The following is a 26630-nucleotide window of genomic DNA, read 5'->3' as shown; positions in this document are numbered from 1 at the left end:
ATTTGAATTTGAAATGATAGATAATTTTTGGCGTGAATTACCACGACCATTTTTTGTACTTGCACCAATGGAAGATGTGACAGACGTTGTTTTCCGTCACGTAGTAAGTGAAGCAGGTCGTCCGGACGTATTCTTCACAGAGTTTACAAACTCGGATAGCTATTGCCATCCAGAAGGTATGAAAAGTGTACGTGGCCGTTTAATTTTTACAGAAGATGAACAACCGATGGTAGCACATATTTGGGGAGACAATCCTGAATACTTCCGTCAAATGAGTATCGGTATGGCAGAGCTAGGATTTAAAGGTATCGATATTAACATGGGTTGCCCAGTTCCGAACGTTGCATCAAGAGGAAAAGGTAGTGGCCTTATTCTACGTCCAGACGTTGCAGCAGAACTTATCCAAGCAGCAAAAGCGGGCGGACTACCTGTCAGCGTAAAAACACGACTTGGCTTTAAAGAGTTAAGCGAGTGGGAAGATTGGTTAACGCACATTTTCAAACAAGATATTGCAAACCTTTCTATTCATTTACGCACAAGAGAAGAAATGAGCCAAGTAGATGCGCACTGGGAACTAATTCCGGAAATCAAAAAATTACGTGACCGCATTGCACCCAATACGTTAATAACAATCAATGGAGACATCCTTGATCGTAAAATGGGACTGGAACTTGCTGAAAAATACGGCATTGATGGCGTAATGATCGGACGAGGCATCTTCAAAAATCCATTTGCGTTTGAAAAAGAGCCAAGAGAGCATAGCAGTAAAGAACATCTAGATCTTTTAAGACTACAACTTGATTTACAAGATCAATATGCAGAAGTACTGCCACGCTCAATCACAGGGCTTCACCGCTTCTTCAAAATTTATGTGAAGGGCTTCCCAGGAGCTGCGGAATTGAGAAATCAATTGATGAGTACGAAGTCGACGGATGAGGTGCGTGCTTTGTTGGATAAGTTTGAGGATAGTGTTGGTGAGGCTCAGGATAGTGAGACGGTGTAATACTTTGAAGATAGAGGGAAATGGATTGTATTAATTTGTGGGTAGTTATTTTATTTAGTTTTGAGTTTTTTTGTTGATACAGTCTGCTTGCTGAAAAAAGAAGTCTTTGAGAATATAATGAACTAACGAATACTCGTAAGGAGAAAAATGACAAGAGCTGGAGTAGAGTACATTAGGCTCTATCGAGGTATGAAATGTAATCTGAATAATAGACAGAAATAAAAAATCTCTTTATTTGAGCATGGCCATCAAGTTAAGAAAATGTATGATTTTTATCTAAATAGGACCTCCTTACATGCAGAGTGCATGTAAGGAGGTCCTATTTTATGTTCAAATTAATTAATTTAACAGCGGAAAAATTAAATTTGAATTTCCGATTATAAAAATATTGTTTTTCGACTTCTTTCGACATAATTTATAAAGTTAATTATTTAGTATTGGTATGAAGATCTTTTGAATAATAGTTATTTTTAAATATTCGATAATAATTTTAGAGTACTGTGGAATTTTCTTCTGATTTGAAGATTTTTTCTTATAGGAGCTACCAGAATTTTTTTATTTTAATTGGAGGGAAATTATGAAGAAAGTATTAATAGCTTTACTTACAGCAGGATTAATTACATCGGGTTGTCAAAAATCAACAGAATCAGTACCAACAAAAGAAGTAAGCCAAAATGTTAAGCAAGATGAGAAGAAAATTATGACGAATGAGAGCAATGATATTTCGACTTCAAATTTAAGTGGAATAGCAATGTACCTAAAAAAAACTTATCGACTTGAAGATTTAGAGAGAACGCTTTCATCCCCAAGAACAAAAGAGGAAACTAGATGGTTATATGTAGATAATTATGCTAAATATACATTTGAAAGTGATGGGAAAATTATTAATCATATTAAGATTGAATTATTAGAGCCAAAAGATTTGAAGTATAAGGATGCCTTCAAATTATTAGGTCTTGATATTATGTTAGGTACTAAAATTGAATCAGAAGGCACTGAGGCGGAAGGGTATGCAAAATATGATGTTCGAGGAAATGATGCGGAAAGTGTGCAGATTGAGAAGTTTTCAGGAACTGGGGGCGGTAGCATATCTGTAAGTGTGGATGGGGCTTTCAAAAATAAAGAAGGTACTGTTTGGTTGGATTGTGACCGGGATGGTAATGTGAAATTTATTGAAATGAATTATAAGGGTAAGGCGGTAGGAAATGAAACAAGTGTTGCTAACGAGAAATTAGAACCCTTTGATGCAGAGGCAGGATCGGAAGTAGGAAAGAATATTGCAAATATAAAAGTTTATGATACGAAGGATTTACTTATTGAACAAACCGGATTAGCCCCATTTTTATTTCAAGCAACGCTGTATGATAATCCAAATATGTATTATACAGCTGATTTTCCGATAAAAGTTCGAGTTGATAATAAGTCTACGGTAGAAGAAGCTGTGAAAATCGGAAATGAAATTAACAATTTAGTGGTAAGTGCTGTAAATAAAAAGTTTCCACATAAAAATTTTAGAGTCAAAACGTACATTTATCATACAGAATTGGATTCATCAGGTAATTTTAATGCTACTACATCAAAAAAATTGAAAATAATAGAAAATTAATATGTGAAACTTTGGGGATTTGATTTTAATAATAGGGCAGGGAGAAATAAAATAATGAATTGTACAGCATGTAATAAGAAATTATTGAAAACAAATAAGTACTGTACTAGTTGTGGTACAGAGAGAATAAATTTGGATGAATCAGAAGAACTATTTGATAATGGAGAATTCCATAACGATATTACGCCCCAAAATAGAAATGATAAAAACATAAAATTAATAAGAATTGCAAAAAAATCTCCTTGGTACGTGTGGATAATTGGGATTGTGTTTATAGTTATATTAGTTAACGTTCTAATTCAAAATAATAGTCCACAAGAAACAGTAAAAGGCTTTTTTAAAGCTCTTGAATCAAGAGATTTAAACAAAGCAGGTGAGTATATACATCCGAGTCTCCCTTGGGATGTAGAAGCTGGAAAACGTATTGGAATTCCAAAAAATGCGTCAATAGATATATTGAATATAGAAGAAAGAAAAGTTGGAGATAGAGCAAAATTAAAAGTTACGATAGATATCTCTCCAAAACCTTTATACGGCCCTAATCCTGACAATATTACTATTGATTTGAAGAAAGTTGACGGAAAGTGGCTAATTTATGATATGCAATAGTCTCCTATATGGATAAAATTCATCGAAACCCATAAACTCTAGTTTGTATAGAAGAAATATAACAATGTAAGAGACGAGCAGTGTATTTGAGGAATCAATGCACTGCTTTTATAGTTAACAAATATAAAATAGAATGTAGATCTAATGAACTAAGAAAAAATGAACCGAAAAGTTACTGTAACCCTTCTATAGAATCAAATTATTGCTTGGATTGTAGTATAGCCTCTATAATCATAAATTTGGTTAAGACTACAAAACCTCCCCCTAAAATGTTAAAGTAGTAACTTAACGACATTAATTTACACATGCTAAAAGCATTACTATAATCAACATTTCAGGAGGAAACCCAATGGCAATGAGCAACAACGATATATTAAAAAGAGTACGATACGCTTTAGATATAAAAGATATAGATATGGTAGAAATCTTTAAACTTGGCGGGATGGAAGTAACGAAAGAAGACGTAGTTGATATGCTTACAAAAATAAAGAGAGCTCCTCAGCACGAAGCTGAAAATGATGAGGTAGCTGAAGATGAGTACGTAAAAACATGCGATATGATGATGTTAGAGGCATTTTTAAATGGATTTATTACTTTAAAAAGAGGAAAGCAAGATCCGAAACCAGGACAACCAGCACCTGTACAGAGCAAGGAGAGTGCCAATAACCTTCTTCTAAAGAAAATGAAAATCGCACTATCTTTAACGAGTGAGGATGTACTTGATATATTAGATAGCGTAGGCGTTACGGTAACAAAAGGAGAGTTAGGCGCTCTATTAAGAAAAAAAGGTCATAAAAATTACAAAGAGTGCGGCGATAGATACGCAAGGAATTTCATTAAGGGATTAGGTGTAAAGTATAGAGGATAATGAGGTCGTTAAAGCAGTAAATGATATAATAGGTAGAGTAGGACGTTCGTATCCTACTCTTTTTTATTTGTAAAAATACTATGCTAGGTGATGAAATGGTACATACATATTTAGGTGAGACAATTAATTTTCATATAACTTATAAGAAGAAAAAGTCCGTGCGTCTTTTTGTAGATTCGTATGGAAATGTGGAAGTGCAGGCTTCGAAAGGGACACCTGTTGAATACTTAGTCCAGTTGCTAGAAGAGAAGTGGGGTTGGATTCAGACAACACGTAAGGAAATGCAGGAGCGAGCGCATGGACCACAGGAAAAGGATTATGATCAAGGAGAAGGCTTTTTGTATTTAGGGAATACGTATCCGATACAGATTTCCCAAGATGCAAGCATTGAGCAAGACAACGCAGTATTTGAAGGGGATAAGTTACATATTTATGTGAAAGAGCTTAAGGATGAGAAAATACAACAAGCTTTAAAACGATTTTACTATAAGCAGTGTAAATCTTTAGTAGAGAAGAGTATTAAAGCGCATCAAAGTAATTTCAAAACAAAACCACGTTCTATTCGTATTACAGATAGTAGTCGTACTTGGGGTACTTGCGATTCGAATTTACAGCTAACATTCAATTGGAAGCTAGCAATGGCACCACAGCGAGTAATTGACTATGTAGTCGTTCATGAAATGTGTCATATGGTTCATTTAAATCATGATCGATCGTTTTGGCGTCTTGTCGGGAAGATAATGCCCGATTATAAGGAAATGGAGAACTGGTTAGCTTTATCTAGTTGGAAGATGACGGTTTAATGTTGCGCTTTGTATAGGTTGCGATTATTGTCAATCTTTGTCGGTAAGTCGATATATTTCGAAAATCGCTGATATATTTGGAGTTGCGCCGATATATTTCGAAAACCGCTGATATATTTGGAGTTGCAATCAATATGTTCAATGAAGAGAAAGTAAAAGGAGAGGTCACAGCAGACATCTCCTCTTTTCGAGTATATAGATTATCGTCCAAACTTCACAACAAAATCCCCATCCACTTTCTCCATCTCATACCCACGATACCCTTCCGAAAGCAAAGCCTGCTGTCCACTAGCATCACTCATTAGAATACTTTGAACATCCGTCAAATCGCTTTCTTTATCTCCGCGCAATTTCTTCACAAAAACATACCGCAGACTACCACCATACTTTTCCTTCAGCGCAGCAATCTCCATTCCTTGCGCAAATTTATCCTTCAAACTCGGAATGTTAAAAGGAGCAACGGTGCAGCATACATAATCATATTTGCTGTCTTCTTTTTGCAATTCTTCCATAATGACTTTTGCTAATATTTTTTGCATACCATTTCCTCGGCAGTTCGGATGAACGTTTGAGATTTCTTGATAGATGACGCGGTGTAGTTCACTTTCTGGCAAACCAATATCAAGCCCTAAATGTTCATCGTCGATAGGAGGGACGAGTAGAGCTCGAAATGCGATGAGTTCGTTTTCGATAAAAGCACCGATCATCATGCCGTTTCCTTCTAGAATGTATTGCAATTCTTCTTGTGAGAGTGGTTGTAAACGACTTTTATCTTCTAGTGCTTCAACTACAATGTTTTGTAGTGATAAAATTTGTTCGATGTGCTCTAGTGATAGTAATGTAACGTGAAATGATTCGTTATTTTGTTTTAATGTTCCTTCGTATAGAACCGTCATATGATAGTCCTCCTTTAGCGTACAACGTCTTGAAAGACGGTTAGTTCTTGTAGTGTATCTTCGTTTATTTCAATACCGAGTCCGGGCTTTTCGTTTAAGCGAATGAATGGTATATCGTAATGTAAGTTTCCGATGTCTTTCGTGAATTTTAATGGTCCTGTTAGCTCTACGCTCGTAATGATTTTCTTTGAGAAAGCGACATGGAATCCTGCGGAAGAGGCAACAGATGATTCGACCATTGATCCCACTTGGCATTCAATGCCGGCCATTTCAGCTTGATGAGCGAGCTTTACAGCTGGATGTATGCCACCGCATTTCATTAGTTTTATATTCACTTTATCAGCAGCTTCTAATTTAATAATTTGGCGCATTTCACGAGAACTTTTTAGTCCTTCATCAATCATAAGCGGGAGGTCTGTCTTAGAACGAATATGAGCCATGGCATCAATATCGTCCGCGATAACAGGTTGTTCAATCCAGTCAATGTTTAAATGTCCTAATGACCGCAGTGCTGTTAATGCGTTTGCGCTATTTTTCCAGCCTTGGTTTACATCAACGCGAATAGCGATGTCATTTCCTACACGTTCTCGTACAGCTTCAATACGTTTCACATCTTCTTTTACATTCGTACCAACTTTCATTTTGAAAGATTGGTAACCTTTTTGAATCATAGAAGCAGCTTCTTCAGCCATATCTTCAGGATCGGCAATACTTAAAACGTGAGTGACAGGGAATTCTTCATGATAGCGCCCGCCAATTAATTGATATACAGGTTGATTTAGTTTTTTGCCCATTATATCAAAACAAGCAATATCAATTGCAGCTTTCGCTGTTGGAACACCGTAAATTGTATTGTCCATCATGTCGTGTATTTTTTCGATATTCATTGGATTTTTCCCGATTAGAGCAGGGGTTAGCGTATGTTTTAAAGTATGGAAAGTACTTTCCCATGATTCACCTGTGACGTGATCATCAGCAACGCCTTCACCGTAACCGATAATACCTTCATCTGTTTCCATTTTGACGATAATAGAGGGCATATCAGAATAAGAGCCATAACTAATAACAAACGGATTGCGAAGCGGTAAACGAATTGCGTAAAGATGAATAGCTGTAATTTTCATTGAATAGAAACCCCTTCCTGTTTACAATAGTTTTGTACATTTGATATAGTTGACGTTAAATAGTCGTTAATTAATGATAAGGAGTTAGAGAAAATGATGATAAAAATTGCAGTTGTCGGTTCAAAGGAGTTTATGGAGAACCTTTTTCCTATTGCTCAAAAATTAGAAGGAATAGAAATTGATCCATATATTTACCTTCATCCGGCGGAATCTTCTGAATTATTAAAGTGTCTAAAGCCTTGTGATGTCATCTTTTTCTCAGGTGCTTTACCTTATTATATGGCAAAAGAAATAAGAGAACAATTACGAATTCCAAGTACATACTTACAGCAAGACGAGACAACTGTCGCATCTTCAATTCTTTCTATCATGTATCATCAAAGTATTCAACCACATAACATTTCCATCGATTTAGTAGACCGCTCGTTTATTACAAATGTGTTCCATGATATTGGTATAAAAGAAAGCCCGCAAGTGTTGGATTATGAAAATATGCTGTGGAGTAAAGATGAAATAAATAGAGTTATCGATTTTCATGTAGCTAAATATCAATCTGGAGAGGCTCATTTAGCTTTAACTAGTATTCACGCTGTTTACGATGAGCTTCAAAAAATAGGTGTTCCTTCAGAGCGTATGATTGATCCAACACAGTCCATTATACATGGGCTAAAAGATGCAAAAATAAAAGCTGAGTTAGCAAAAAGCTATTCAGCTACTGTTGGTGCCTGTATTATTTCTTCCTTAGAATTACGAGCGAGTTTGCTTGAAAAACTAGATGTCATTTCAAAAGAACTACGTGGTTCATTTAAACAAGTGGATGAAATGACATGCATTTTGTATACAACTCGTGGTGATATCGAATCAATTATTAAAACAAATGCGATAGATAACTTGTTTGCGAGCGTAGAAGGAACGATAGCTATTGGATTTGGTTATGGGAAAACCGTGAAAGAGGCGGAGCAAAATGCAAAAATTGCTCAAAGTTTTGCAAAGAATAATCCAATAGATCGTTGTTTTTATATACTAACAAGTGATAAAGATTTGTTTGGTCCGTTCCCGAAAAAACAGAGAGTACAAAGTTTGAAAAATGATAATCCGGAACTAATGAAAATAGCGAAGGAAACGAAGCTTAGTCCGGCCAACTTGTCAAAAATCATTCAATTTAGTCAATCGCATCCGTCATTGAAGTTTACAGCAGCTGACCTTTCTGAGTACTTACAAGTGACTCGAAGATCGACAGAAAGGTTGTTAAAGAAATTAGTTGATTACGGGTATGCTCATATTTGTGGCGAGGAAATGCCCTATCAACAAGGGCGACCTCGCGCACTATATGAACTGAATTTACCGCTATTTTTAAGCTTCTAGTTGAGCTTTTTGTTTCTTTAGTAATTCTGCTTTTTCAATGTCTGATAGTTTTACAATTGTGAAGCCTGTTATGCCATAAATGATTGAGATAATAGGTACGATGAAATTCAAAATAGCATAAGGGGCATATTCAAATGCACCTACGCCAAGTGTAGCGAGAATAAATACACCGCACGTATTCCAAGGAACGAAGACAGAAGTTAATGTTCCGCCATCTTCTAATGCTCTGGATAAGTTTTTTGAATGTAGTCCTTTTTCTGTGTATGCATTTGCGTACATTCTTGAAGGGACAACAATTGAAATATATTGTTCAGAGCAAGTAAGGTTTGTTGCAAAACAAGATGCGATAGTAGAAGCGATAAGCCCTTTTGCTGATTTCGCTAACTTTAAAATTTGATTTACAATTGATCGAAGAATACCTGTATGTTCTAATACTCCTCCGAAAGTCATAGCGACAATTGTCATAGAGACTGTATTCATCATCGAATCTAAGCCACCGCGGTTAAATAGTTCGTCTACTAGCTTGTTTCCAGTGTCTATAACAAATCCAGCTTGGAGTGCACCGACAGATGCTGAGACAGAACCACCTTGAATAAAGACTTGTGATAAAAATCCTAAAATAATACCGACGAGAATCGCTGGTATAGCAGGGACCTTTTTTGCGACCAATACCATAACGACTACGGGTATAATGAGTAGGAAAGGTGAGATAACAAAGTTTTGTTGCAATACTTGTAACGTTTGATCGATGCTCTTCGCATCAATATTGTTAGCGCCGAAGCTTCTTCCTAAGAGAGCATAGACGATAAGAGTAATAATTAAACCTGGAACTGTAGTAAATAACATGTGACGAATGTGTGCGAATAAATCTGTATTTGTTAATCCTGCGGCTAAGTTAGTTGTGTCTGAAAGCGGTGACATTTTATCGCCAAAATAAGAGCCTGAAATAATGGCACCAGCAACCATTGGAGCTGGGATTCCCATACTTAGGCCAATTCCCATTCCAGCAACACCAATTGTCCCCATTGTAGACCAAGAGCTACCAATTGCTAATGCAACGATAGAACAAATGACGGTAATGGAAACTAAAAATAGTGATGGAGTTAAAAGTTTTAAACCGTAATAAATCATCGTTGCGACGATTCCACCGCCAATCCAAGCACCAATTGTTAAGCCAACAAGAATAATAATGACGATAGCAGGTAATGCAAGACGAATCCCTTTATACATTGCTTCTTCAAGATCATTCCATTTGTAACCATAACGCCAAGCGACAATAGAAGCAACGGTTGTACCGATAATAAGTGGAACGTGAGGGGTTTGTTTTAATACAACAATTGTAACCATCATAACTGCAACGGTAATGATAATAGGGATAATCGCTATTCCAAAAGGTATTTCTTTTTTCATAAAGTTCCTCCTTGTTACGTATGTTTGTTTGTATTTTTAGAATTGTCGTAAAATAGACGTTTATTAGGTTATGATAACTAAAAGTTTATGTAAGCGTCAACATAAAAAAACAGAAAATAAGGAATGTTCTAGTTTTTTTGTTTAGTTTGTAATATAAGTGCAGAGTAAGGTTTTTAAGTATTTAAAAATAAACAATTGACTTTTTTCTTAAAATTCAATATGTTCATAAAAACATCTGTTTTTCATAAGTATAATTAACCCGAATCGTTTGTAATGTGGGAAGGAGACTGGAACGTTGAAAACATTAGAACTACAAGAGCGCTTAACGGAGATTTTTCAGCATTTACACGAAAACCCTGAAGTAAGTTGGAAAGAATATGAAACGACAGCGTATATTACTGACTTTTTAAAAGAAGAAGGAATTTCATATAGAACATTTGATGATTGTCCAGGTGTAATTGCTGAGATTGGAGGCGGGAATCCAGTTATTGCGATTCGTGCTGATATGGATGCACTTTGGCAAGAAGTAAATGGAGAATTTAAAGCGAACCATTCATGTGGCCATGATGCTCATATGACCATTGTAATGGGACTTATTTTACAATTGAAAAATATGAGATGGAAAAGTGGTACGGTTAGATTTATTTTTCAGCCGGCAGAAGAGAAGGGGAATGGTGCTTTGAAGATGGTGGAGAAAGGTGCTGTAGATGATGCTGATTTCTTATTTGGCGTCCATCTAAGACCAATTGAAGAACTATCTTTGAAACAAGCAGCCCCATCTATTCGCCATGGAGCAGCAGGATTTTTAGAGGGTATGATTCATGGGGAGGATGCACACGGGGCAAGACCACACCAAGGTGTGAATGCAATTGATGTCATTTCCATGATTAATATCGGTTTGAAAAATATTTGGCTGCCACCGCAAAGTTCCTATTCAGTAAAAATGACGAGATGCCAAGCAGGTGGTGATAATTTAAATATCATTCCGGGAAATGGTCATTTCAGTTTAGATGTAAGAGCTGAGAGTAATATACTATTAGAAGAATTAAAGAAAAAGATTGAGCATGTAATAGAATCAGCTGCATCGATGGGATCAAAAACTTCATACGAATGGATGGATCTTGCACCAGGAGCAGAGGTTTCCGAAGAAGCAGAGCGCTTTATGCGTAAAGGTATTCTCGAAGTGTATGGGGAAGAGAGATGCACAGGGCCTCTCTATACGACAGGAAGCGATGATTTCCATTACTATACAGTGAAAAGACCACATTTAAAAGCTGTCATGCTTGGACTAGGAGCAGACCTACAACCTGGATTACACCATCCGTATATGAGGTTTGATCATAGTTGTATTATGGATGGGGTAGAAATATTGAAACAAACTGTATTGAAAGTGTTAGAAGACAGGGGCTAAAGAGCTCCTGTTTTTTTGTCGTGAATTGTCGGTAAATCGATATATTTGAAGTTATGATAGATATATTGAGAAAATCGTTAATATAATTTCACGTACCTATTAATTTGATGAAAAATGAGCCTCCAGTACATGGTGTATAATAATAAGTACCATTTTTTAATAGGAGAAAACGAATGAACGAACAATATTACGATGCAGTTTTACATATAAAAACAGTCGGTGAGCAAAAAGGGTTTAACAAGTCTATGCATTATCACCGCTACGAACCGACGCCGTATAGCGGGTTAGATGAGTTATTGAATCAATATGAAATACGAAGTAGCGACCGAATTGTAGACTTTGGGTGCGGAAAAGGGCGATTAAACTTTTATATGCATCATAAATGTGGGGCTTCAGCAGTTGGAATTGAAATGAATGAAGAATTTTATAAAGAAGCGATGGATAATCGAGATCGTTATGCCCGAAAGGCACGAAACAGTAAGGGGAAAATTCAATTCCAATGTTGTTTAGCGCAGGAATATAAGATTGATCCACATGATAATAGGTTTTATTTCTTTAATCCGTTTTCTGTGCAAGTGTTTATGAATGTAGTAAATAACATTTTGCTTTCAGTAGAAAACACGGGGAGAGAAGTGGATATTATTTTATATTATCCTTCTGAGGACTATATTTTCTTCTTAGAAAATCAGACTGCGTTTGAGCTGAATAAAGAAGTAAGGTTGCCTGGGGCTTATGAGAAGAATGGGAATGAGAGGTTTTTAGTTTATACATTAGGGTAATAAAAAACAGGTGCCAAGGCACCTGTTTTTATTAGTTACGGATTAAGTAATCAAATGCACCTAAAGCTGCGTTTGCACCTGAACCCATAGAGATGATGATTTGTTTGTACGGATTATTTGTACAGTCACCTGCAGCAAACACTCCTGGTACGTTTGTAGCGCCGTGCTTGTCTGTTACGATTTCACCGCGAACGCGTTCAACTGTTTCGCCTAACCAGTCTGTGTTTGGCACAAGACCGATTTGTACGAATACACCTTGTAATTCAACGTGATGAACTTCTTCAGTTTCACGATCGATGTAAGAAATACCGTTTACTTTATCAGTACCAGTGATTTCTTTCGTTTGAACGTTTTTCAGAACAGTTACGTTTGGTAAGCTGTTAAGACGCTCTTGTAATACAGCATCAGCTTTTAATTCTGGCATGAATTCAAGAACAGTTACGTGCTTAACGATACCTGCTAAGTCGATAGCTGCTTCAATACCAGAGTTACCGCCGCCGATAACTGCTACGTCTTTTCCAGTGAATAATGGACCGTCACAGTGTGGGCAATATGCTACACCTTTATTTTTGAACTCAGCTTCACCTGGTACGCCAACATTACGCCAGCGAGCACCTGTAGAAACGATTACGCTCTTACTTTTCAGAATAGCGCCGTTTTCAAGTTCCACTTCAATAAGTTCTTTTTTCTCTAAACGTTTCGCACGTTGTAGGTTCATTACATCGATGTCGTATTCTTTTACGTGCTCTTCAAGGCTTGCTACTAGCTTAGGACCTTCAGTCTTTTTTACGCTGATGAAGTTCTCAATGCCCATAGTATCCATTACTTGACCACCGAAGCGCTCAGCAACGATACCAGTGCGGATGCCTTTACGTGCTGCGTAAATTGCTGCACTTGCACCAGCAGGGCCGCCACCAACAACAAGAACATCGTATGGATCTTTATCAGAAAGCTCTGATGCATCTGGACCGTTACCCATTTTAGCTAAAATTTCTTCAAGTGTCATACGACCGCTTCCGAAAGATTCGCCGTTTAGGTAAACAGTTGGTACTGCCATGATGTCTTTGCTTTCTACTTCCTCTTTGAATGCAGCGCCATCAATCATAGTATGTGTAATACCAGGGTTAAGAACGCTCATTACGTTAAGAGCTTGTACAACATCAGGACAGTTATGACAACTTAGGCTGATATAAGATTCAAAATGATATTCGCCTTGAATGTTTTTAATTTGATCGATTAATTTTTGTTCAACTTTTGGAGCGCGTCCACTTACTTGTAGTAAAGCTAACACTAATGATGTAAATTCGTGTCCTAATGGAATACCAGCGAATACGACACCAGTGTCTTCACCAGGGCGGTTTACGCTAAAGCTTGGTGTTCTCTCTAATTCAACTTTTTCTACTGTAATCTTAGATGACATAGTAGCTAATTCGTCTACTAGAGCTAACATATCTTTAGATACGTTATCGTCTCCTGCGCTTACCTTAAGTAAAATATCGTTCTCCATTAATTGAAGGTATTGGGATAGTTGTGTTTTTATATCTGCATCTAGTATCATTTTGATCGAACTCCTTAGATTTTGCCTACAAGGTCAAGGCTTGGTTTAAGTGTTGCAGAACCCTCTTGCCATTTAGCTGGGCAAACTTCACCTGGGTTGTTACGTACGTATTGAGCAGCTTTAATTTTGTTAACAAGAATGCTTGCGTCACGGCCGATACCGTCAGCATTGATTTCCATAGATTGGATAACGCCGTCTGGATCGATGATGAATGTACCACGAGCAGCAAGACCTTCTTCTTCCATTAAAACGTTGAAGTTTGTAGTGATTGTGCGAGTTGGGTCACCAATCATGATGTACTCGATTTTGCCGATAGTTTCTGAGCTATCATGCCATGCTTTGTGAGTGAAGTGAGTGTCTGTAGATACAGAGTATACTTCAACGCCTAAGTCTTTTAGAGTTGCGTATTGGTTTTGTAAGTCTTCAAGTTCAGTTGGGCAAACGAATGTGAAGTCAGCTGGGTAGAAACAAACTACACTCCATTTTCCTTTTAAACTTTCGTCAGTAACTTGGATAAATTCTCCATTATGGTAAGCATTAGCTTTAAACGGTTTTACTTCTGTGCCGATTAATAACATATTAAAATTCCTCCTAAATGTTGGTTTTGAGCATCAAAAAATAGTGTGCTCATAAAATATATTTTTTAATTAACTATAATAATTCTAATTCGATATTAATTATCATATAGAAGTGGTTATTTTGTCAAGAGAATAAACCAACTTTATACCGATTTAATTAATATTTATTCTCAATTAAGGCTAACAGGGAATGGAAAGGTAACTTTAAGTTTATAAATTTTCAATGATTGTTTGAAAGAGTAGTGTGTATGTTAGAGATATGGTGTAAGTGTAAATTCTTAGGAAGGAAATATTTCTTAGAAGTTATGTATTTGAAAAGGAACTGCTTATTTCTATTTTACAAAGAATTGTGCGATAAATAAAATAAAATGAATCGAAATCTTTTTGAACAATTTTTGTCATCTCAAATATATAATTAGGAAGTATATTACGCTGATAGTTAGAAATATTGACTCAAAGTGCTAACGAGATATAATAAAACCTAGATATACCTTTCAAAAAGAAGAATACATATTTATAGGATGAAAAAATTCAACCTATTATTTTTTATAGCTTTTAGAAAACGCTTACAATTGGTGTGGAGGGGAAACCATGTCTAAGTTCACAAAGTATTTTTTAATGGAAGCTAAAGATGTGATTGCATATGTGAAAGAGAAATTATCTAAGTTTGAACATACAAAGGGGCTAAAGTGTAAAGAAATAGGTGATGGCAATTTAAATTATGTGTTCCGCGTTTGGGATGAAAAAGAGAACATCTCTGTCATCGTAAAGCAAGCTGGGGATACAGCTCGCATTTCAGATGAGTTTAAGTTGTCGACGAATCGTATTCGCATAGAATCAGATGTTTTGCAGTTAGAGGATGAGTTAGCACCTGGACTTGTTCCTAAGGTGTATTTATTTGATAGTGTGATGAACTGTTGCGTAATGGAAGATTTATCGGATCACACAATATTACGTACAGCACTTATAAATCATCAAATATTTCCGCAGCTTGCTGACGACTTAACTACTTTTATGGTAAATACACTTTTATTAACATCTGATGTTGTAATGAATCATAAAGAGAAGAAGGAACTTGTGAAGAATTATATAAATCCTGAATTATGTGAGATTACAGAGGACCTCGTATATTCAGAACCATTTACAAATCATAATAAGCGTAATGAGTTATTTCCTTTAAATGAGGGATGGATTAGGGAGCATATTTATAGTGATAAAGAGCTTCGTATGGAAGTAGCGAAACGTAAATTTTCTTTTATGACGAATGCACAGGCATTGCTTCATGGTGATTTACATACTGGTTCTGTTTTTGTAAGAGATGATTCTACAAAGGTTATTGATCCTGAGTTTGCTTTTTATGGACCTATGGGATATGACGTTGGGAATGTAATGGCGAATTTAATGTTTGCTTGGGTGAATGCAGATGCAACGATGCCACCTGGAGCTGAGAAAGATACGTATATGGATTGGTTACAAACTACGATGGTAGAGGTAATTGATTTATTTAAGAAGAAGTTTTTAGATGCTTGGGATATTCATGTGACCGAGATTATGGCGAAGGAAGAAGGCTTTAACGAAGTATATTTACAATCTGTATTAGAGGATACAGCTGCAGTGACAGGTCTTGAATTAATCCGCCGTATTGTTGGATTAGCGAAAGTAAAAGATATTACTTGTATTGAGAATGAGGAAGCACGTGCTAGAGCGGAGCGAATTTGTCTTAAAGTAGCGAAGAGTTTTATTTTACGAGCGAATCAATATAGAACGGGTACAAGTTTTGTAGAAACGTTAAAAGAACAGTCAATGCACTACGCGGAGTAAGGGGAGAATATGATGGAAGAGCAATTAATACCAATTCAGTGGAAAGATGATACTTTAGTTTTGTTAGATCAAACGTTATTACCGAATGAAATTGTCTATGAATCATTTAAAACAGCTGAAAGTGTGTGGGATGCCATTCAAGTAATGAAAGTACGAGGTGCACCAGCGATTGGTGTTTCAGCAGCTTATGGAGTGTATTTAGGGGTAAAGGAATTTGCTGAAAGTACGGAAGAAGGATTTATGGATGAAGTAAGAAAGGTATGTACATACTTGGCGACATCAAGACCGACTGCAGTAAATTTATTTTGGGCACTTGAAAGAATGGAAAGTGTAGCGGCAGATAATATTCATTTATCAATCTCACAGTTGAAAGATAGATTACTAGAAGAGGCAAAAGAAATTCATAGAGAAGATGAAGAAATTAACCGTCAAATTGGAGAACATGCATTAACATTATTCCATGATGGAATGGGAGTATTAACACATTGTAATGCTGGTGCGTTAGCGACGACTAAGTATGGTACTGCGACGGCTCCAATGTACTTAGCAAAAGAAAAAGGATGGGACTTAAAAATCTTTTCGGATGAAACACGTCCAAGATTACAAGGGTCAACGTTAACGGCATTAGAACTACAGCGAGCGGGAATTGATGTTACTGTCATTACGGATAATATGGCAGCTATGGTCATGTCACAAGGGAAGATTGACGCTGTAATTGTTGGATGCGACCGTGTGGCAGCGAACGGTGATATAGCAAATAAAATTGGAACATTAGGCGTATCTATTTTAGCGAAATACTACAACATTCCGTTTTATGTAGCAGCGCCAACGCCGACAATCGACTTGAAAACACCGACAGGAAAAGAAATTCCCATCGAGGAAAGAGATGCTTCTGAAGTGATTAATCGCTTCGGACAATATTCTGCTCCGAAAGAAAGTAAAGTATATAATCCAGCATTTGATGTTACTCCACATGAAAATGTAACAGCGATTATTACAGAAAAAGGGATTGTAAAGGCACCGTTTACGGAGAATTTAAAAAAGCTATTTCAATAAATAGATAAATATAAAAGTCAGTCATCATAAGCTTCATACTTAGGGGGATGTATATGTTATTACAAAAAGAAAGAGAAGAAATTGTAGCGTATGGAAAGAAAATGATTTCTAGTGGTTTAACAAAGGGAACGGGCGGTAATATTAGTATCTTTAATCGTGAACAAGGTCTTGTTGCGATTAGCCCAAGTGGTTTAGAGTATTATGAAACAAAGCCTGAAGATGTAGTTATATTAAACTTAGATGGTGAAGTAGTAGAAGGAGAGAGAAAACCATCAAGTGAATTAGATATGCACCTTATTTACTATAGGAAGCGTGAAGATATAAATGCGCTTGTGCATACACACTCTCCTTACGCGAAGACGATTGCATCATTAGGATGGGAGCTTCCGGCTGTGTCATATTTAATTGCTTTCGCAGGACCGAATGTGCGCTGTGCACCGTATGAAACATTTGGTACGAAGCAATTAGCAGAGGCTGCTTTTGAAGGCATGATTGATCGCCGTGCTGTTTTACTTGCGAACCACGGTTTAATTGCAGGTGCAAATAATATAAAAATGGCATTTACCGTTGCGGAAGAAATTGAGTTTTGTGCACAAATTTATTATCAAACGAAAAGCGTCGGAGAACCGAAGTTATTGCCAGAAGATGAGATGGAGAATTTAGCGAAGAAGTTTGAAGGATATGGGCAGCAGTAGAATGAAACAAAGACACCCTCAAGAAAAGATCTTGAGGGTGTCTTTTAAGCTTTTTTAAGCAACAAATACATAAAGTAAGGAGCACCAATTAAAGCAACGACAATACCTGCTGGGATGCCATTAGGTTCAACGATGTTTCTTCCGATTGTGTCTGCTAATAGCAATAGCCATCCACCGATTAAAACGGCGATAGGCATGAATATTTGATGTCTCGGACCTACTAAAGATTTTGCGATATGAGGAGCCATTAGTCCGATAAAGCTAATTCCTCCTGTTACGGAAACTGCTGCAGCAGCAAGTGCAACGGCTGCAACTAATAAGTATCTGCGTTCTTTTTCAATTTCAATTCCAACACCGATTGCAACTGGCTCGTTTAATGCTAAAATGTTTAATCGATTTGCTTTATAGAAAACAAACGGAATTAATACGATTAGCCATGGGAGCATTGCTAAAACGAATATCCAATCATCTCCCCAAATATTTCCGGCAATCCATTTTGAAATAAAGTCTACTTTCATACGATCCGCGGATGAAATAAGGACAATCATCGTTCCAGATAGTGCAAATGCAAAACCGATACCGGTTAATGTTAATCGGATTGGTTGAAGTCCAGTTGATTTACTATATGAAAATACGTAAATTAGAACAGCTGTCAGAAATGCTCCGATAAATCCAACGACAGGTAGTAAGTAAAGAAATGAACCTACATCTATTGGAAAGTATAAAAAGAAAATAGCGACAGCAACACCGGCCCCAGAGTTGATTCCAAGAATACCAGGTTCAGCTAAATCATTTCGGGTAATTCCTTGCAGAATAGCTCCTGATAAAGCGAGAGCCATACCAGCTAATAATGTAATGACAATTCTAGGTAGCCTTAAAGAGTATAAAACGAACTCCTCTTTAAACGTCCCTTGTCCCATTAATGTTGGGAGTAGTCGATCATAAGATAAAGATGCTGAACCAAGTCCCATTCCAACTACAATGGTTGTGATGATTACTATAAGTAAAGCGAGTATAATAAGACGTTGTTTTCTTAGCATAGATTGCATCATGAGAATGTTTTTCCTCCTTTACGTACAATGAATAGGAAGAATGGTAATCCTACAATTGCGACAATAGCGGCAACTGGTGTTTCGTACGGAGCGTTAATAGTACGTCCGATTGTATCTGCAAGTAGCATAAAGGAGGCCCCAGCAATTGCTGACATCGGTATAACAAATCGGTAATCTGGACCGACAATTGGGCGTACCATGTGAGGTACCATTAAGCCGATAAATGCCATATTTCCAACAAGCGCTACAGATGCACCTGCAAGTAAGATAATAATGATAAATAAAATAGTTTTAATAACAATAATTTTTTGACCTAGTCCAATAGCCACTTCCTCACTGAAACTAAGAACTGTCAATTTTTTTGCTAGTAAGATAGCGATAAAGATACTAATTGAAATGACTGGAATAATAATTTTTAATTGGTTCCAAGTTGTTCCAATTACGCCACCAGCAGTCCAAAGTGATACCTCTTGTGAAATTTTAAAGTAAATGCCGATTCCTTCTGAAATTGCGAGTAGAAATGCTGAAACTGCAGCGCCCGCTAATACAATTCGAAGAGGAGAAAGGCCGCCTTTTTTCACCATACCAATTCCAAATACCATAATTGCGCCAATTGCAGCACCGATAAAGCAAGCTAATGTTAAGTAAAGATAGCTGATGGAAGGGTTGAAGGCCAGCGTTAATGCAAGCGCAGCATTTGCTCCACCAGATAGCCCTAATAATCCAGGATCCGCAAGTGGATTTCGTGTTAATCCTTGCATAATTGCTCCAGAAACAGCAAGTCCAGCTCCTACAAAAATAGCAGCTACTTCACGTGGTAAACGAATTTCGCGAATAATAGATAGTTTGTCCCCTTTAGCGGAAGAAGTGAGTGCTAACCATACATCTTTTATTGAAGTATCTGCAGCCCCTAATACCATTGCCACCATAAAAATAAGAAAGAATGCAATTATGCTTAAAATAAGCTTGTATGTAAAAGCTATAGAACGTGGATTGTCGTGATCTTTTGTCATTCGTTTCACATCTTTTCTGTTCATAGAATAAAGGAAGAGGAATTCTTAATTTAAGAATTCCTCATGTTTGTATTATTTACCAAGAAAGCTTTTCTTGAAGAAGTCTAGTTGGAAGTCTAATGTAAGTGGATCATTGAAATAGAATTCCATCATGTTCGCTTCGTATACGCGATTATTTTTTACTGCTGGGATGTTTTTATATGATTCTGTCTCTTGGAATGAGTTATCAGTATCTTTGTTTTTACTTACGATTAAGTAATCACCAGCAAACTCAGGTAATACCTCAGTAGATAATGCGTAGTAACCTTCTTTTAATGCTTTTTCTTTTACTTTTTCAGGCATTTTTAATTTCATTTCTTGGTACAGAATTTCTGTTCCACGGCCCCAGTTCTCGCCGTATACATAAAGCTGCTTGTTGAAGTTTTCTACAACAGAAACTGTAGCATCTTCACCGATTTTTGCTTTAATTTCTTTACCAGCTTCTTGTGCACGTTTCTTGAAGTCATCAACCCAAGTTTTTGCTTCTTTTTCTTTGTTTAATAACTTACCGATTTCTAAATGCTGTGTTAAGTAATCAACTTTTCCGTAAGTGTATGTTACAGTAGGCGCGATTTTCTTTAACTTATCAACATTTTTAATATTTGATAAACCAATGATTAAATCTGGATTTAGTTCAGCGATTTTTTCAACATTTTCATCTGATACTTCAGCAACATCTTTAAGTTTGCTATCAAAACGTGGGTTTTGCTTAGACCATGAATCTACCCCAACAAGATTTACTCCTAATGACATTACGTTACCAGCGAATGATGATAATACAACAACGCGTTTTGGATTTGCAGGAACTTCTACTTTACCATTTTCAGATTGGTATGTAATTGTTTCTGATTTGCTACCTTTTGCATCGTCCTTTTTGTCTGTAGAGCTATTGCTACAAGCGCTCATAACAAGAACGAAAAGGACTGTTAGTGAAATAAATAACTTTTTCATTGTCTTTCTCCTTTAACATAGATGATATGTGTATACAATAATTTGTTTAACTGTAATCTTTTTGAAATAGTAGTGGTAATGCAAAATAATTTATTAAAAATCTTGAATATGAGATTTTATAATATAGTAATAACCATATTAATGAAAGAAGATGTAATCTCAAATTTGCTAATTATTAACAAAATGATAATGATTATCACTATTGATTCTTTAAATAATATAATTTTATATAGGTGTATTGTCAATAGTAATTTTGATTGTAAATTTTGCGGAAACAGGTTATATTTTATTGAGAATGATAATCAATGATTAATAGCTGAGGAGTGAGCACGAATGAATCGAGAAGAATTGTTTGATGTAACCGTGATAGGCGGAGGACCTGCAGGGCTTTATTCAGCTTTTTATAGTGGACTCAGAGAAATGAAAACGAAAATAATAGAATTTCAACCACATTTAGGTGGAAAAATACATGTGTATCCGGAAAAGATGATTTGGGATGTAGGAGGACTATTGCCAGTTACAGGTGATAAGTTAATTGAACAACTTGTACAGCAAGGGTTAACATTTAAGCCAGAAGTTGTATTAGATACAAAAGTAGAATCGATTATTCGTAATCAAGATGGTACTTTTACATTAAAAACAAGTACTGGCGAAGAACACTTTTCAAAAACAGTTATCGTCGCAACAGGAAGTGGTATATTGAAACCGCAAAAGTTATCTATTGAAGGTGCTGAGCGATTTGAAGTATCGAATTTAAATTATACAGTTAAATCTTTAAAGCGTTTCAAAGGTAAAACAGTTATTATTTCCGGTGGAGGCAATTCTGCTGTTGATTGGGCAAATGAATTGGAACCAATTGCGAAAAAAGTGTATGTAACGTATAGAAAAGAAGAATTATCTGGTCATGAAGCACAAGTAAAACAACTTATGAACAGCTCGGCGGAGTGTTTCTTTAATACATCGATTACAAAATTAATTGCTGGTGATAATCATGAAGCAATCGAATATATAGAATTAACAAATCATGAAACAGGTGAGGTTTCTCATTTACCTATTGATGAAGTTATTATTAATCATGGATATGAACGCGACATTACATTATTAGAAAATAGTGAGTTAGACGTTGCAATTATAGATAATTATTATATTGCAGGTAATGCAAATAGTGAGTCTTCAGTAGATGGATTATATGCTGCTGGAGATATTTTAAAGCACGAAGGGAAACTACACTTAATTGCAGGTGCATTCCAAGATGCGGGAAATGCTGTGAATAAAGCAAAACAATTTATCCAACCAGATGCAAGCGAGTATGGAATGGTTTCTTCTCATAATGAAGTATTTAAGAAGAGAAATCGCGAACTGATTAAGCAGATGATGAAATAATAAGGAACAAGTATACCCCCACGTATTTCTCTATTCAAATGGATGAGAGATGTACGTGGGGGTTTTCCTGTTTACTATATTTTCTATCATTATAATGACACCGGTTTCATCAGTTCATATGATATGAACATTTTATTGGTAAAGCATCCTAGAAAACAATTTAGCTATGTTTTGCTTACGCAGAACATGGCTAAATTACGCCGTCCCTTTAGCGCGTTCATTAGGAAATGGCATATTTAGTATAGAAGCAATATACTGTTTTCCATGCATTCGAGCTAATGATTCTAATATTTGGCGAACACGTTTTGTAAGATGACCTTGTTTTTTGATGGCTTCACAATATGCATCATAGAAGGCATATTTAGCCCAAAGGAAATCATCTTGTTGGAATAAGAAGTGATTTTTGTACCATTCACCAATTGTATGATAACAATTGTTTTCATGTATTGCTGTGCTTTGAGAAAGAAAACGATCAGATAAAGATACATTCAAATGAGAAATTGTGTTTTCTGTTTCAACTTGTAGTGTTTTTTCTAACATTGTAATGATGTGACGAGTAGCCATATGTTAACTCTCCTTTGTGTAAATGGGTAATACCATTCTATATTTAAAAAATTCTTACTATATAATACTATACAATATATGGAATGCATCTACCTGCTTTTTGAACTGCATTTACAAAATCTTTTTTATTTGTTTACAAAAATAAAGTAAGATACAGTATAGATGAAAAAATAATAAAGGAATGAACGCATTGTATATAACAGTAGAAGAGACTGCGGAGTATTTGAATTTACCAAAATCGTATATTGAAGAGTTAATTCAGCAAAAGAAAATTCGTGCGCTATTCGATGGAGAGCAATATTTAGTAAATAAAGAACAATTTAATACACATTTAGAACAAATGGAGAAATATAAGCAATTAGTGGAAGAAATATTGAACGAACCAATTCCAGAAGATATGGATGTTAAAGACGAAGATTAAACTATGGAAAATCCCTTATGAAGATATGCAGAAATGTATATTCATAAGGGATTTTTTGTTTGAAGATATCAAAAACATAAGGAGTTCTTAGCCTTTCTTCAAATTTTGATAGGTAGTAGTCTACCATGTTAAAAGCATATTTTTTTCTAGCTAGGACAAACATAGAGAACGTAACCTGTACAGATACATATACTATCAGTGCAAAAGCTTATAAATTAATGGAAGGGGTTTTCTCGTGAGTTTATTTCATTGTGATTTTCTGAAAGACTTAATTGGATCTTTTGTGAGAGTAAACAGGGGTGGTCCAGAATCTCAAAAAGGGACAATAGTCGCTGTATGTTCGGATTACTTTGTATTAAAGAATGAAAAAGGAGAGCTCTATTACTATCAGATTCGTCATCTGAAAAGTATTACAAAAAATGCGAAAGATTGTAAAGCAGATGATTGCAGATGGTTGGAATGTGAATGTGAAGATGACTTTGAAAAGTTACTTCAAAGCTTCAAATATTGCTGGGTGAAAATTAATCGTGGTGGCCCAGAGAAAGTTGAAGGTATTTTACAAGATGTTTCTTGTGAATTTGTGACACTAATTGTAAAAGAAGAAGTTATATTAGTTGCAGTATCTCATATTAAGAGTGTAACAGTACCTTGTAGAGAGAGCGAAGAAAGCGAAAGTGAAAGCGAAAGTGAAAATAATAATTCAGGTCGAGCTCGCGCACAAAGACAGTCAAGAAGAGGAAGATAATAAGAAAGGAGGATATAAATTTGGAAAGTATATTATGCTGTGAACAAATTAAAGGCCTAGTCGGTGAGACTGTAAAAGTAAATCTTCGTGGACCAGAGAGTCGAGTGGGGGTACTTGTATCGTTAGGAAGAGATTACCTTACATTACAACTTCCTCTTGGTGAATTAGTATATTACCAATTGAAACATGTGAAAAGTCTAGTTAAGAAAGTGAAAGAAAGTAAATGTGGCGATGGCTATGTTTCATGTTTCTGCTCTGATGATGATACTTTTGTCGATGTATTACGTGACTTGAAGTATAAGTGGGTAAAGATTAATCGTGGCGGCCCAGAGTGTGTAGAAGGCTTATTAAGTGAAGTGCATGAAGAATGTATTACGCTAGTAAACGGTGATGAAGTTATTTATATCATTAATTATCATATTAAGAGTGTGAGTCAAGTAGTGAAATGTAAAAAGAATGAAGATGAATAATGTTTAATAAATAAGAGGGGCATTATGAGGGAAAGAGAAGAACAATTTCTTATTTCGATAGTATGAAAAGGAATTACTTACTATTAAGACAGAACATTGCCCTGATTATTTTTTTGAAACGGAAGATTGGAAAGCTGAAATTCATAGGAAGGAGGATATAGATGAATGAGTTAAACAAAAGTATTGGGGAAAATATATATGTTAAATTAATCGGTGAAAAAAGGTTTAAAGGTATATTAATAGACGTAGGAAATGACATTATTGTTCTTTACAATGGACAAGACTATGTATATATATCTTTATATCATGTACAATACTATAAATTTTTAAGACCACATGACGAAGACATACTAAAACCAGATGTTGATTCTGTAATTAAGAGGGAATCCCCTTCAATTTCTTTGAGAAAAGTATTAAGTACTTCTAAAGGGATTTTTACAGAAGTTTATGTAGCAGGAAATGCTCCAATACATGGTTATGTTACAAGTGTGATGAACGACTATATTGTTTTTTATAGTCCGGTTTATAAAACGGTATATATATCTTTAAAGCATTTAAAATGGTTAATTCCGTATAAAGAAAACCAAGTACCGTATGCCCTCAATAAAAATGAACTCCCCGTAAATCCGTTAAATATTACATTAGCTAGAACATTTGAAGAACAGCTTATTAAAATGACTGGGAAAATTATGGTGTTTGATTTAGGTGAGGAGTCCAATAAAATTGGAAAAATGGCGAAAATTGATGAAGGTCATATTGAAATATCAAAAGCACGTGATGCAAAAATGTATGTGAATATTCAACATGTAAAATCCGTCCATTGTCCGTAGATTAGTTGGAAGGGCTGACTTTTTCTTTTATATGCAGAAGAAAAGGTCGAGCCTATTTGTTTTAGTTTAATTTGAAGATGAGGGGAAAAATGAATTGAATATAAACATAGTATAGTGTGATTTTTTAAAAGGTAACTTTGCACTAACTTATAAAAATTGTGTACGAGCTATCTTTTTATGTATTCAATTTATTTTTTGAGGAGGAGTTGCTCAACTAATTTATTAAAGGGGTTTTGTTCGTGGAGCAGTTTCCGAATTCGTTATCAATTACATTGCTTGGTAGTGCTGGTGGAGCAGCAAAAGCAGTTTTAGCAATTTTAAATCAAGCGATAGCAAATGAAAAAGATCCAATTTATGAAGTATTAAAGAATGCCAAATTTCATTTAGTGGATATAAAACAAAAAGATAGGACTTATTATGATGAGTTGTTTTCGAATTTGAAAGGTCAATTATATTTATATGAGATAAACCTTCAAAATGTAGTGGAATTTAAACAACATTTAAAAGAAAAAAGTACGAGTGTTGTGATTGATGTTTCAGGGGCAGATACAGTTAGAGTATTAAGCTGCTGTAATGAATTAGGAATTTGTTATATTAATTCAGCCTTGGAAAATGAAGCAGTAGATCAGGACGACAGCTTAATCGGCTTTCAGCTTACGGAAAGATATACAAGGTTTGAGAAGGAGAAAGAGAAATTTACAAATACAAAAGCGATTATAGGTTCAGGTATGAATCCAGGTGTTGTTCAATGGATGGTTGTTGAGCTTATGAAGGAACGACCAAATGAAAGGCCAAGAGCATGTTATATTGTAGAACATGACACGTCGTTTTTGCATGATACAGCACTTATAAAGCCACATACACTTTATGCTTCATGGGCAGTAGAGCGATTTTTAGATGAAGCAATCTGGAGTTATCCGATGTATATGAGTCATCATCGGCCTCTTTACTTTTATGAAGATGTATATGCTTCAGAGTATAAAGTGAAGTTAGGAGAAAAAGAATTCTATGGTTGTTTAATGCCACATGAGGAAGTATTAATTTTAGGGAAAAACTTCAATATGGAAGTTGGTTTTCTTTACCGAATTAATGAGTATACAACAAATATAATTAGACAGAACTTAGATCAAGTAGAAGATTTATGGAACTGGAATCGTAAAGTGTTTAATCCAGCGGAAGAAGAGGTTGCTGGAGAGGACTTGGTCGGTGTGTTACTCGTTTATGAAAATAGTGAGACATATATGTATAATGTAATGAATAGTAGCCAAGTTTTTCGTAAATATAAAACGAATGCAACGTATTTTCAGGTAGGGTGCGGAATTTATGCGGGCTTGTCTAGTTTACTTTTAGATCAATTTGAACAAGGTGCTTATTACGTCGAGGAGTTGTTATTAAATACAGAAAGTAAGTACGGTGAGTATTTAAATTTATATATGAAGGATTTTGTAATAGGGCATAATAATTTTACTGATGGATTGTTACATGATAGGGTAAGGTGGATATAAGTTGTTACTAAAAGGAAGGAGAGATCTCCTTCCTTTTAGTATTATAAGGTTAAATATTGCCCTGAAAGCAATTTC

Annotated in this window: 26 protein-coding genes; 17 read left to right on the top strand and 9 right to left on the bottom strand. The window is 35.7% G+C overall.

Translation table 11 applies throughout. The features are described from left to right. The first annotated feature begins 13 nt into the window (after nt 1–13). From HMPREF2590_RS28085 to HMPREF2590_RS28065, 5 genes are all read left to right on the top strand, one after another. Nucleotides 14–1003: a tRNA dihydrouridine synthase gene (locus tag HMPREF2590_RS28085; protein ID WP_000566706.1), complete on the top strand. Its 990-nt coding sequence runs from the start codon at nt 14–16 to the stop codon at nt 1001–1003. Nucleotides 1004–1580: 577 nt separating this feature from the next. Further along, on the top strand, nt 1581–2609 hold the full coding sequence (locus tag HMPREF2590_RS28080) for a hypothetical protein (protein ID WP_000756602.1): 1029 nt from the start codon (nt 1581–1583) through the stop codon (nt 2607–2609). A gap of 54 nt (nt 2610–2663) precedes the next feature. After that, nucleotides 2664–3218 (top strand): zinc ribbon domain-containing protein, encoded by a 555-nt coding sequence (locus HMPREF2590_RS28075; protein ID WP_000995851.1) that lies wholly within the window; start codon nt 2664–2666, stop codon nt 3216–3218. A gap of 349 nt (nt 3219–3567) precedes the next feature. Next, nucleotides 3568–4086 carry a YehS family protein gene (locus HMPREF2590_RS28070; RefSeq protein WP_001251702.1) on the top strand — a complete coding sequence of 173 codons (519 nt, stop codon included), beginning with the start codon at nt 3568–3570 and terminating at the stop codon, nt 4084–4086. Between the two features lie 95 nt (nt 4087–4181). Next, on the top strand, nt 4182–4889 hold the full coding sequence (locus HMPREF2590_RS28065) for a M48 family metallopeptidase (protein ID WP_000233772.1): 708 nt from the start codon (nt 4182–4184) through the stop codon (nt 4887–4889). Between the two features lie 200 nt (nt 4890–5089). On the opposite strand, the gene HMPREF2590_RS28060 is transcribed toward HMPREF2590_RS28065, so the two are convergent. Beyond that, nucleotides 5090–5785: a hypothetical protein gene (locus HMPREF2590_RS28060; protein WP_050821508.1), complete on the bottom strand. Its 696-nt coding sequence runs from the start codon at nt 5783–5785 to the stop codon at nt 5090–5092. Between the two features lie 14 nt (nt 5786–5799). Then, nucleotides 5800–6909: a mandelate racemase/muconate lactonizing enzyme family protein gene (locus tag HMPREF2590_RS28055; protein WP_050821510.1), complete on the bottom strand. Its 1110-nt coding sequence runs from the start codon at nt 6907–6909 to the stop codon at nt 5800–5802. Nucleotides 6910–7002: 93 nt separating this feature from the next. Here HMPREF2590_RS28055 and HMPREF2590_RS28050 point away from each other — a divergent pair, with 93 nt between their 5' ends. Then, a complete protein-coding gene (locus HMPREF2590_RS28050; protein ID WP_000972807.1) occupies nt 7003–8274 on the top strand; it encodes a hypothetical protein in 1272 nt (423 codons plus the stop codon). On the opposite strand, the gene nhaC is transcribed toward HMPREF2590_RS28050, so the two are convergent. Then, nucleotides 8263–9684: a Na+/H+ antiporter NhaC gene (gene nhaC, locus HMPREF2590_RS28045; RefSeq protein ID WP_000711520.1), complete on the bottom strand. Its 1422-nt coding sequence runs from the start codon at nt 9682–9684 to the stop codon at nt 8263–8265. The two genes, HMPREF2590_RS28050 and nhaC, sit on opposite strands and share 12 nt — an antisense overlap. A 295-nt stretch (nt 9685–9979) precedes the next feature. Here nhaC and HMPREF2590_RS28040 point away from each other — a divergent pair, with 295 nt between their 5' ends. Both HMPREF2590_RS28040 and HMPREF2590_RS28035 read left to right on the top strand, forming a co-directional pair. Beyond that, nucleotides 9980–11095, top strand: coding sequence for a M20 peptidase aminoacylase family protein (locus HMPREF2590_RS28040; protein ID WP_000853516.1), 1116 nt, complete (start codon nt 9980–9982; stop codon nt 11093–11095). 173 nt (nt 11096–11268) lie between these two features. Next, a complete protein-coding gene (locus HMPREF2590_RS28035; RefSeq protein WP_001005632.1) occupies nt 11269–11874 on the top strand; it encodes an SAM-dependent methyltransferase in 606 nt (201 codons plus the stop codon). A 31-nt stretch (nt 11875–11905) separates the two neighbouring features. Here HMPREF2590_RS28035 and ahpF read toward each other — a convergent pair whose 3' ends face one another. Continuing rightward, nucleotides 11906–13432, bottom strand: a complete 1527-nt coding sequence (ahpF, locus tag HMPREF2590_RS28030; RefSeq protein ID WP_000599501.1) for an alkyl hydroperoxide reductase subunit F — start codon at nt 13430–13432, stop codon at nt 11906–11908. 14 nt (nt 13433–13446) lie between these two features. Further along, on the bottom strand, nt 13447–14010 hold the full coding sequence (gene ahpC / locus HMPREF2590_RS28025) for an alkyl hydroperoxide reductase subunit C (RefSeq protein ID WP_000924420.1): 564 nt from the start codon (nt 14008–14010) through the stop codon (nt 13447–13449). Nucleotides 14011–14601: 591 nt separating this feature from the next. Here ahpC and mtnK point away from each other — a divergent pair. From mtnK to HMPREF2590_RS28010, 3 genes are read left to right on the top strand one after another with little or no spacing between them, the layout of a single operon-like run. Next, nucleotides 14602–15831: an S-methyl-5-thioribose kinase gene (gene mtnK, locus HMPREF2590_RS28020; protein ID WP_003311741.1), complete on the top strand. Its 1230-nt coding sequence runs from the start codon at nt 14602–14604 to the stop codon at nt 15829–15831. 9 nt (nt 15832–15840) lie between these two features. Then, complete coding sequence (gene mtnA / locus HMPREF2590_RS28015) at nt 15841–16887, top strand: S-methyl-5-thioribose-1-phosphate isomerase (RefSeq protein WP_065845590.1); 1047 nt, start codon at nt 15841–15843, stop codon at nt 16885–16887. A gap of 53 nt (nt 16888–16940) precedes the next feature. Next, complete coding sequence (locus HMPREF2590_RS28010; RefSeq protein ID WP_000926558.1) at nt 16941–17582, top strand: L-fuculose-phosphate aldolase; 642 nt, start codon at nt 16941–16943, stop codon at nt 17580–17582. A gap of 44 nt (nt 17583–17626) precedes the next feature. Here HMPREF2590_RS28010 and HMPREF2590_RS28005 read toward each other — a convergent pair whose 3' ends face one another. Genes HMPREF2590_RS28005 through HMPREF2590_RS27995 form a run of 3 tightly spaced genes read right to left on the bottom strand, consistent with a single transcriptional unit; the run spans nt 17627 to nt 20637 of the window. Further along, nucleotides 17627–18634 (bottom strand): FecCD family ABC transporter permease, encoded by a 1008-nt coding sequence (locus tag HMPREF2590_RS28005; RefSeq protein ID WP_003311746.1) that lies wholly within the window; start codon nt 18632–18634, stop codon nt 17627–17629. Beyond that, nucleotides 18631–19671: a FecCD family ABC transporter permease gene (locus tag HMPREF2590_RS28000; protein ID WP_002023144.1), complete on the bottom strand. Its 1041-nt coding sequence runs from the start codon at nt 19669–19671 to the stop codon at nt 18631–18633. Before HMPREF2590_RS28000 ends, HMPREF2590_RS28005 begins: the two co-directional genes overlap by 4 nt. Before the next feature lie 48 nt (nt 19672–19719). Then, nucleotides 19720–20637 (bottom strand): iron-hydroxamate ABC transporter substrate-binding protein, encoded by a 918-nt coding sequence (locus HMPREF2590_RS27995; RefSeq protein WP_000732594.1) that lies wholly within the window; start codon nt 20635–20637, stop codon nt 19720–19722. A 333-nt stretch (nt 20638–20970) separates the two neighbouring features. Here HMPREF2590_RS27995 and HMPREF2590_RS27985 point away from each other — a divergent pair, with 333 nt between their 5' ends. Further along, nucleotides 20971–22020 carry an NAD(P)/FAD-dependent oxidoreductase gene (locus HMPREF2590_RS27985; RefSeq protein WP_003311750.1) on the top strand — a complete coding sequence of 350 codons (1050 nt, stop codon included), beginning with the start codon at nt 20971–20973 and terminating at the stop codon, nt 22018–22020. A gap of 195 nt (nt 22021–22215) precedes the next feature. Here the strand turns inward: HMPREF2590_RS27985 and HMPREF2590_RS27975 are convergent, their stop codons facing one another. Further along, nucleotides 22216–22584, bottom strand: coding sequence for a hypothetical protein (locus tag HMPREF2590_RS27975; protein WP_000235475.1), 369 nt, complete (start codon nt 22582–22584; stop codon nt 22216–22218). A 181-nt stretch (nt 22585–22765) separates the two neighbouring features. On the opposite strand from HMPREF2590_RS27975, the gene HMPREF2590_RS27970 reads away from it, so the two are divergent. From HMPREF2590_RS27970 to HMPREF2590_RS27950, 5 genes are all read left to right on the top strand, one after another. Next, on the top strand, nt 22766–23005 hold the full coding sequence (locus HMPREF2590_RS27970; RefSeq protein WP_001998970.1) for a helix-turn-helix domain-containing protein: 240 nt from the start codon (nt 22766–22768) through the stop codon (nt 23003–23005). A 235-nt stretch (nt 23006–23240) separates the two neighbouring features. Then, nucleotides 23241–23750 carry a hypothetical protein gene (locus tag HMPREF2590_RS27965; protein ID WP_000051531.1) on the top strand — a complete coding sequence of 170 codons (510 nt, stop codon included), beginning with the start codon at nt 23241–23243 and terminating at the stop codon, nt 23748–23750. Nucleotides 23751–23770: 20 nt separating this feature from the next. Continuing rightward, nucleotides 23771–24220, top strand: coding sequence for a hypothetical protein (locus tag HMPREF2590_RS27960; protein WP_000443836.1), 450 nt, complete (start codon nt 23771–23773; stop codon nt 24218–24220). 161 nt (nt 24221–24381) lie between these two features. Then, the gene (locus HMPREF2590_RS27955; protein WP_001004268.1) at nt 24382–25050 is read left to right on the top strand and encodes an LSm family protein; all 669 of its coding nucleotides are present in this window, start codon (nt 24382–24384) and stop codon (nt 25048–25050) included. 239 nt (nt 25051–25289) lie between these two features. After that, the gene (locus HMPREF2590_RS27950) at nt 25290–26555 is read left to right on the top strand and encodes a hypothetical protein (RefSeq protein WP_000434722.1); all 1266 of its coding nucleotides are present in this window, start codon (nt 25290–25292) and stop codon (nt 26553–26555) included. Nucleotides 26556–26630 lie beyond the last annotated feature (75 nt).

The organism is Bacillus sp. HMSC036E02 (assembly GCF_001836235.1).
In the GTDB taxonomy this organism is placed as follows: Bacteria; Bacillota; Bacilli; order Bacillales; family Bacillaceae_G; genus Bacillus_A; species Bacillus_A cereus.
Note: the sequence above shows the minus strand (reverse complement) of the source record. Positions and strands in the feature narration are given on the sequence as shown.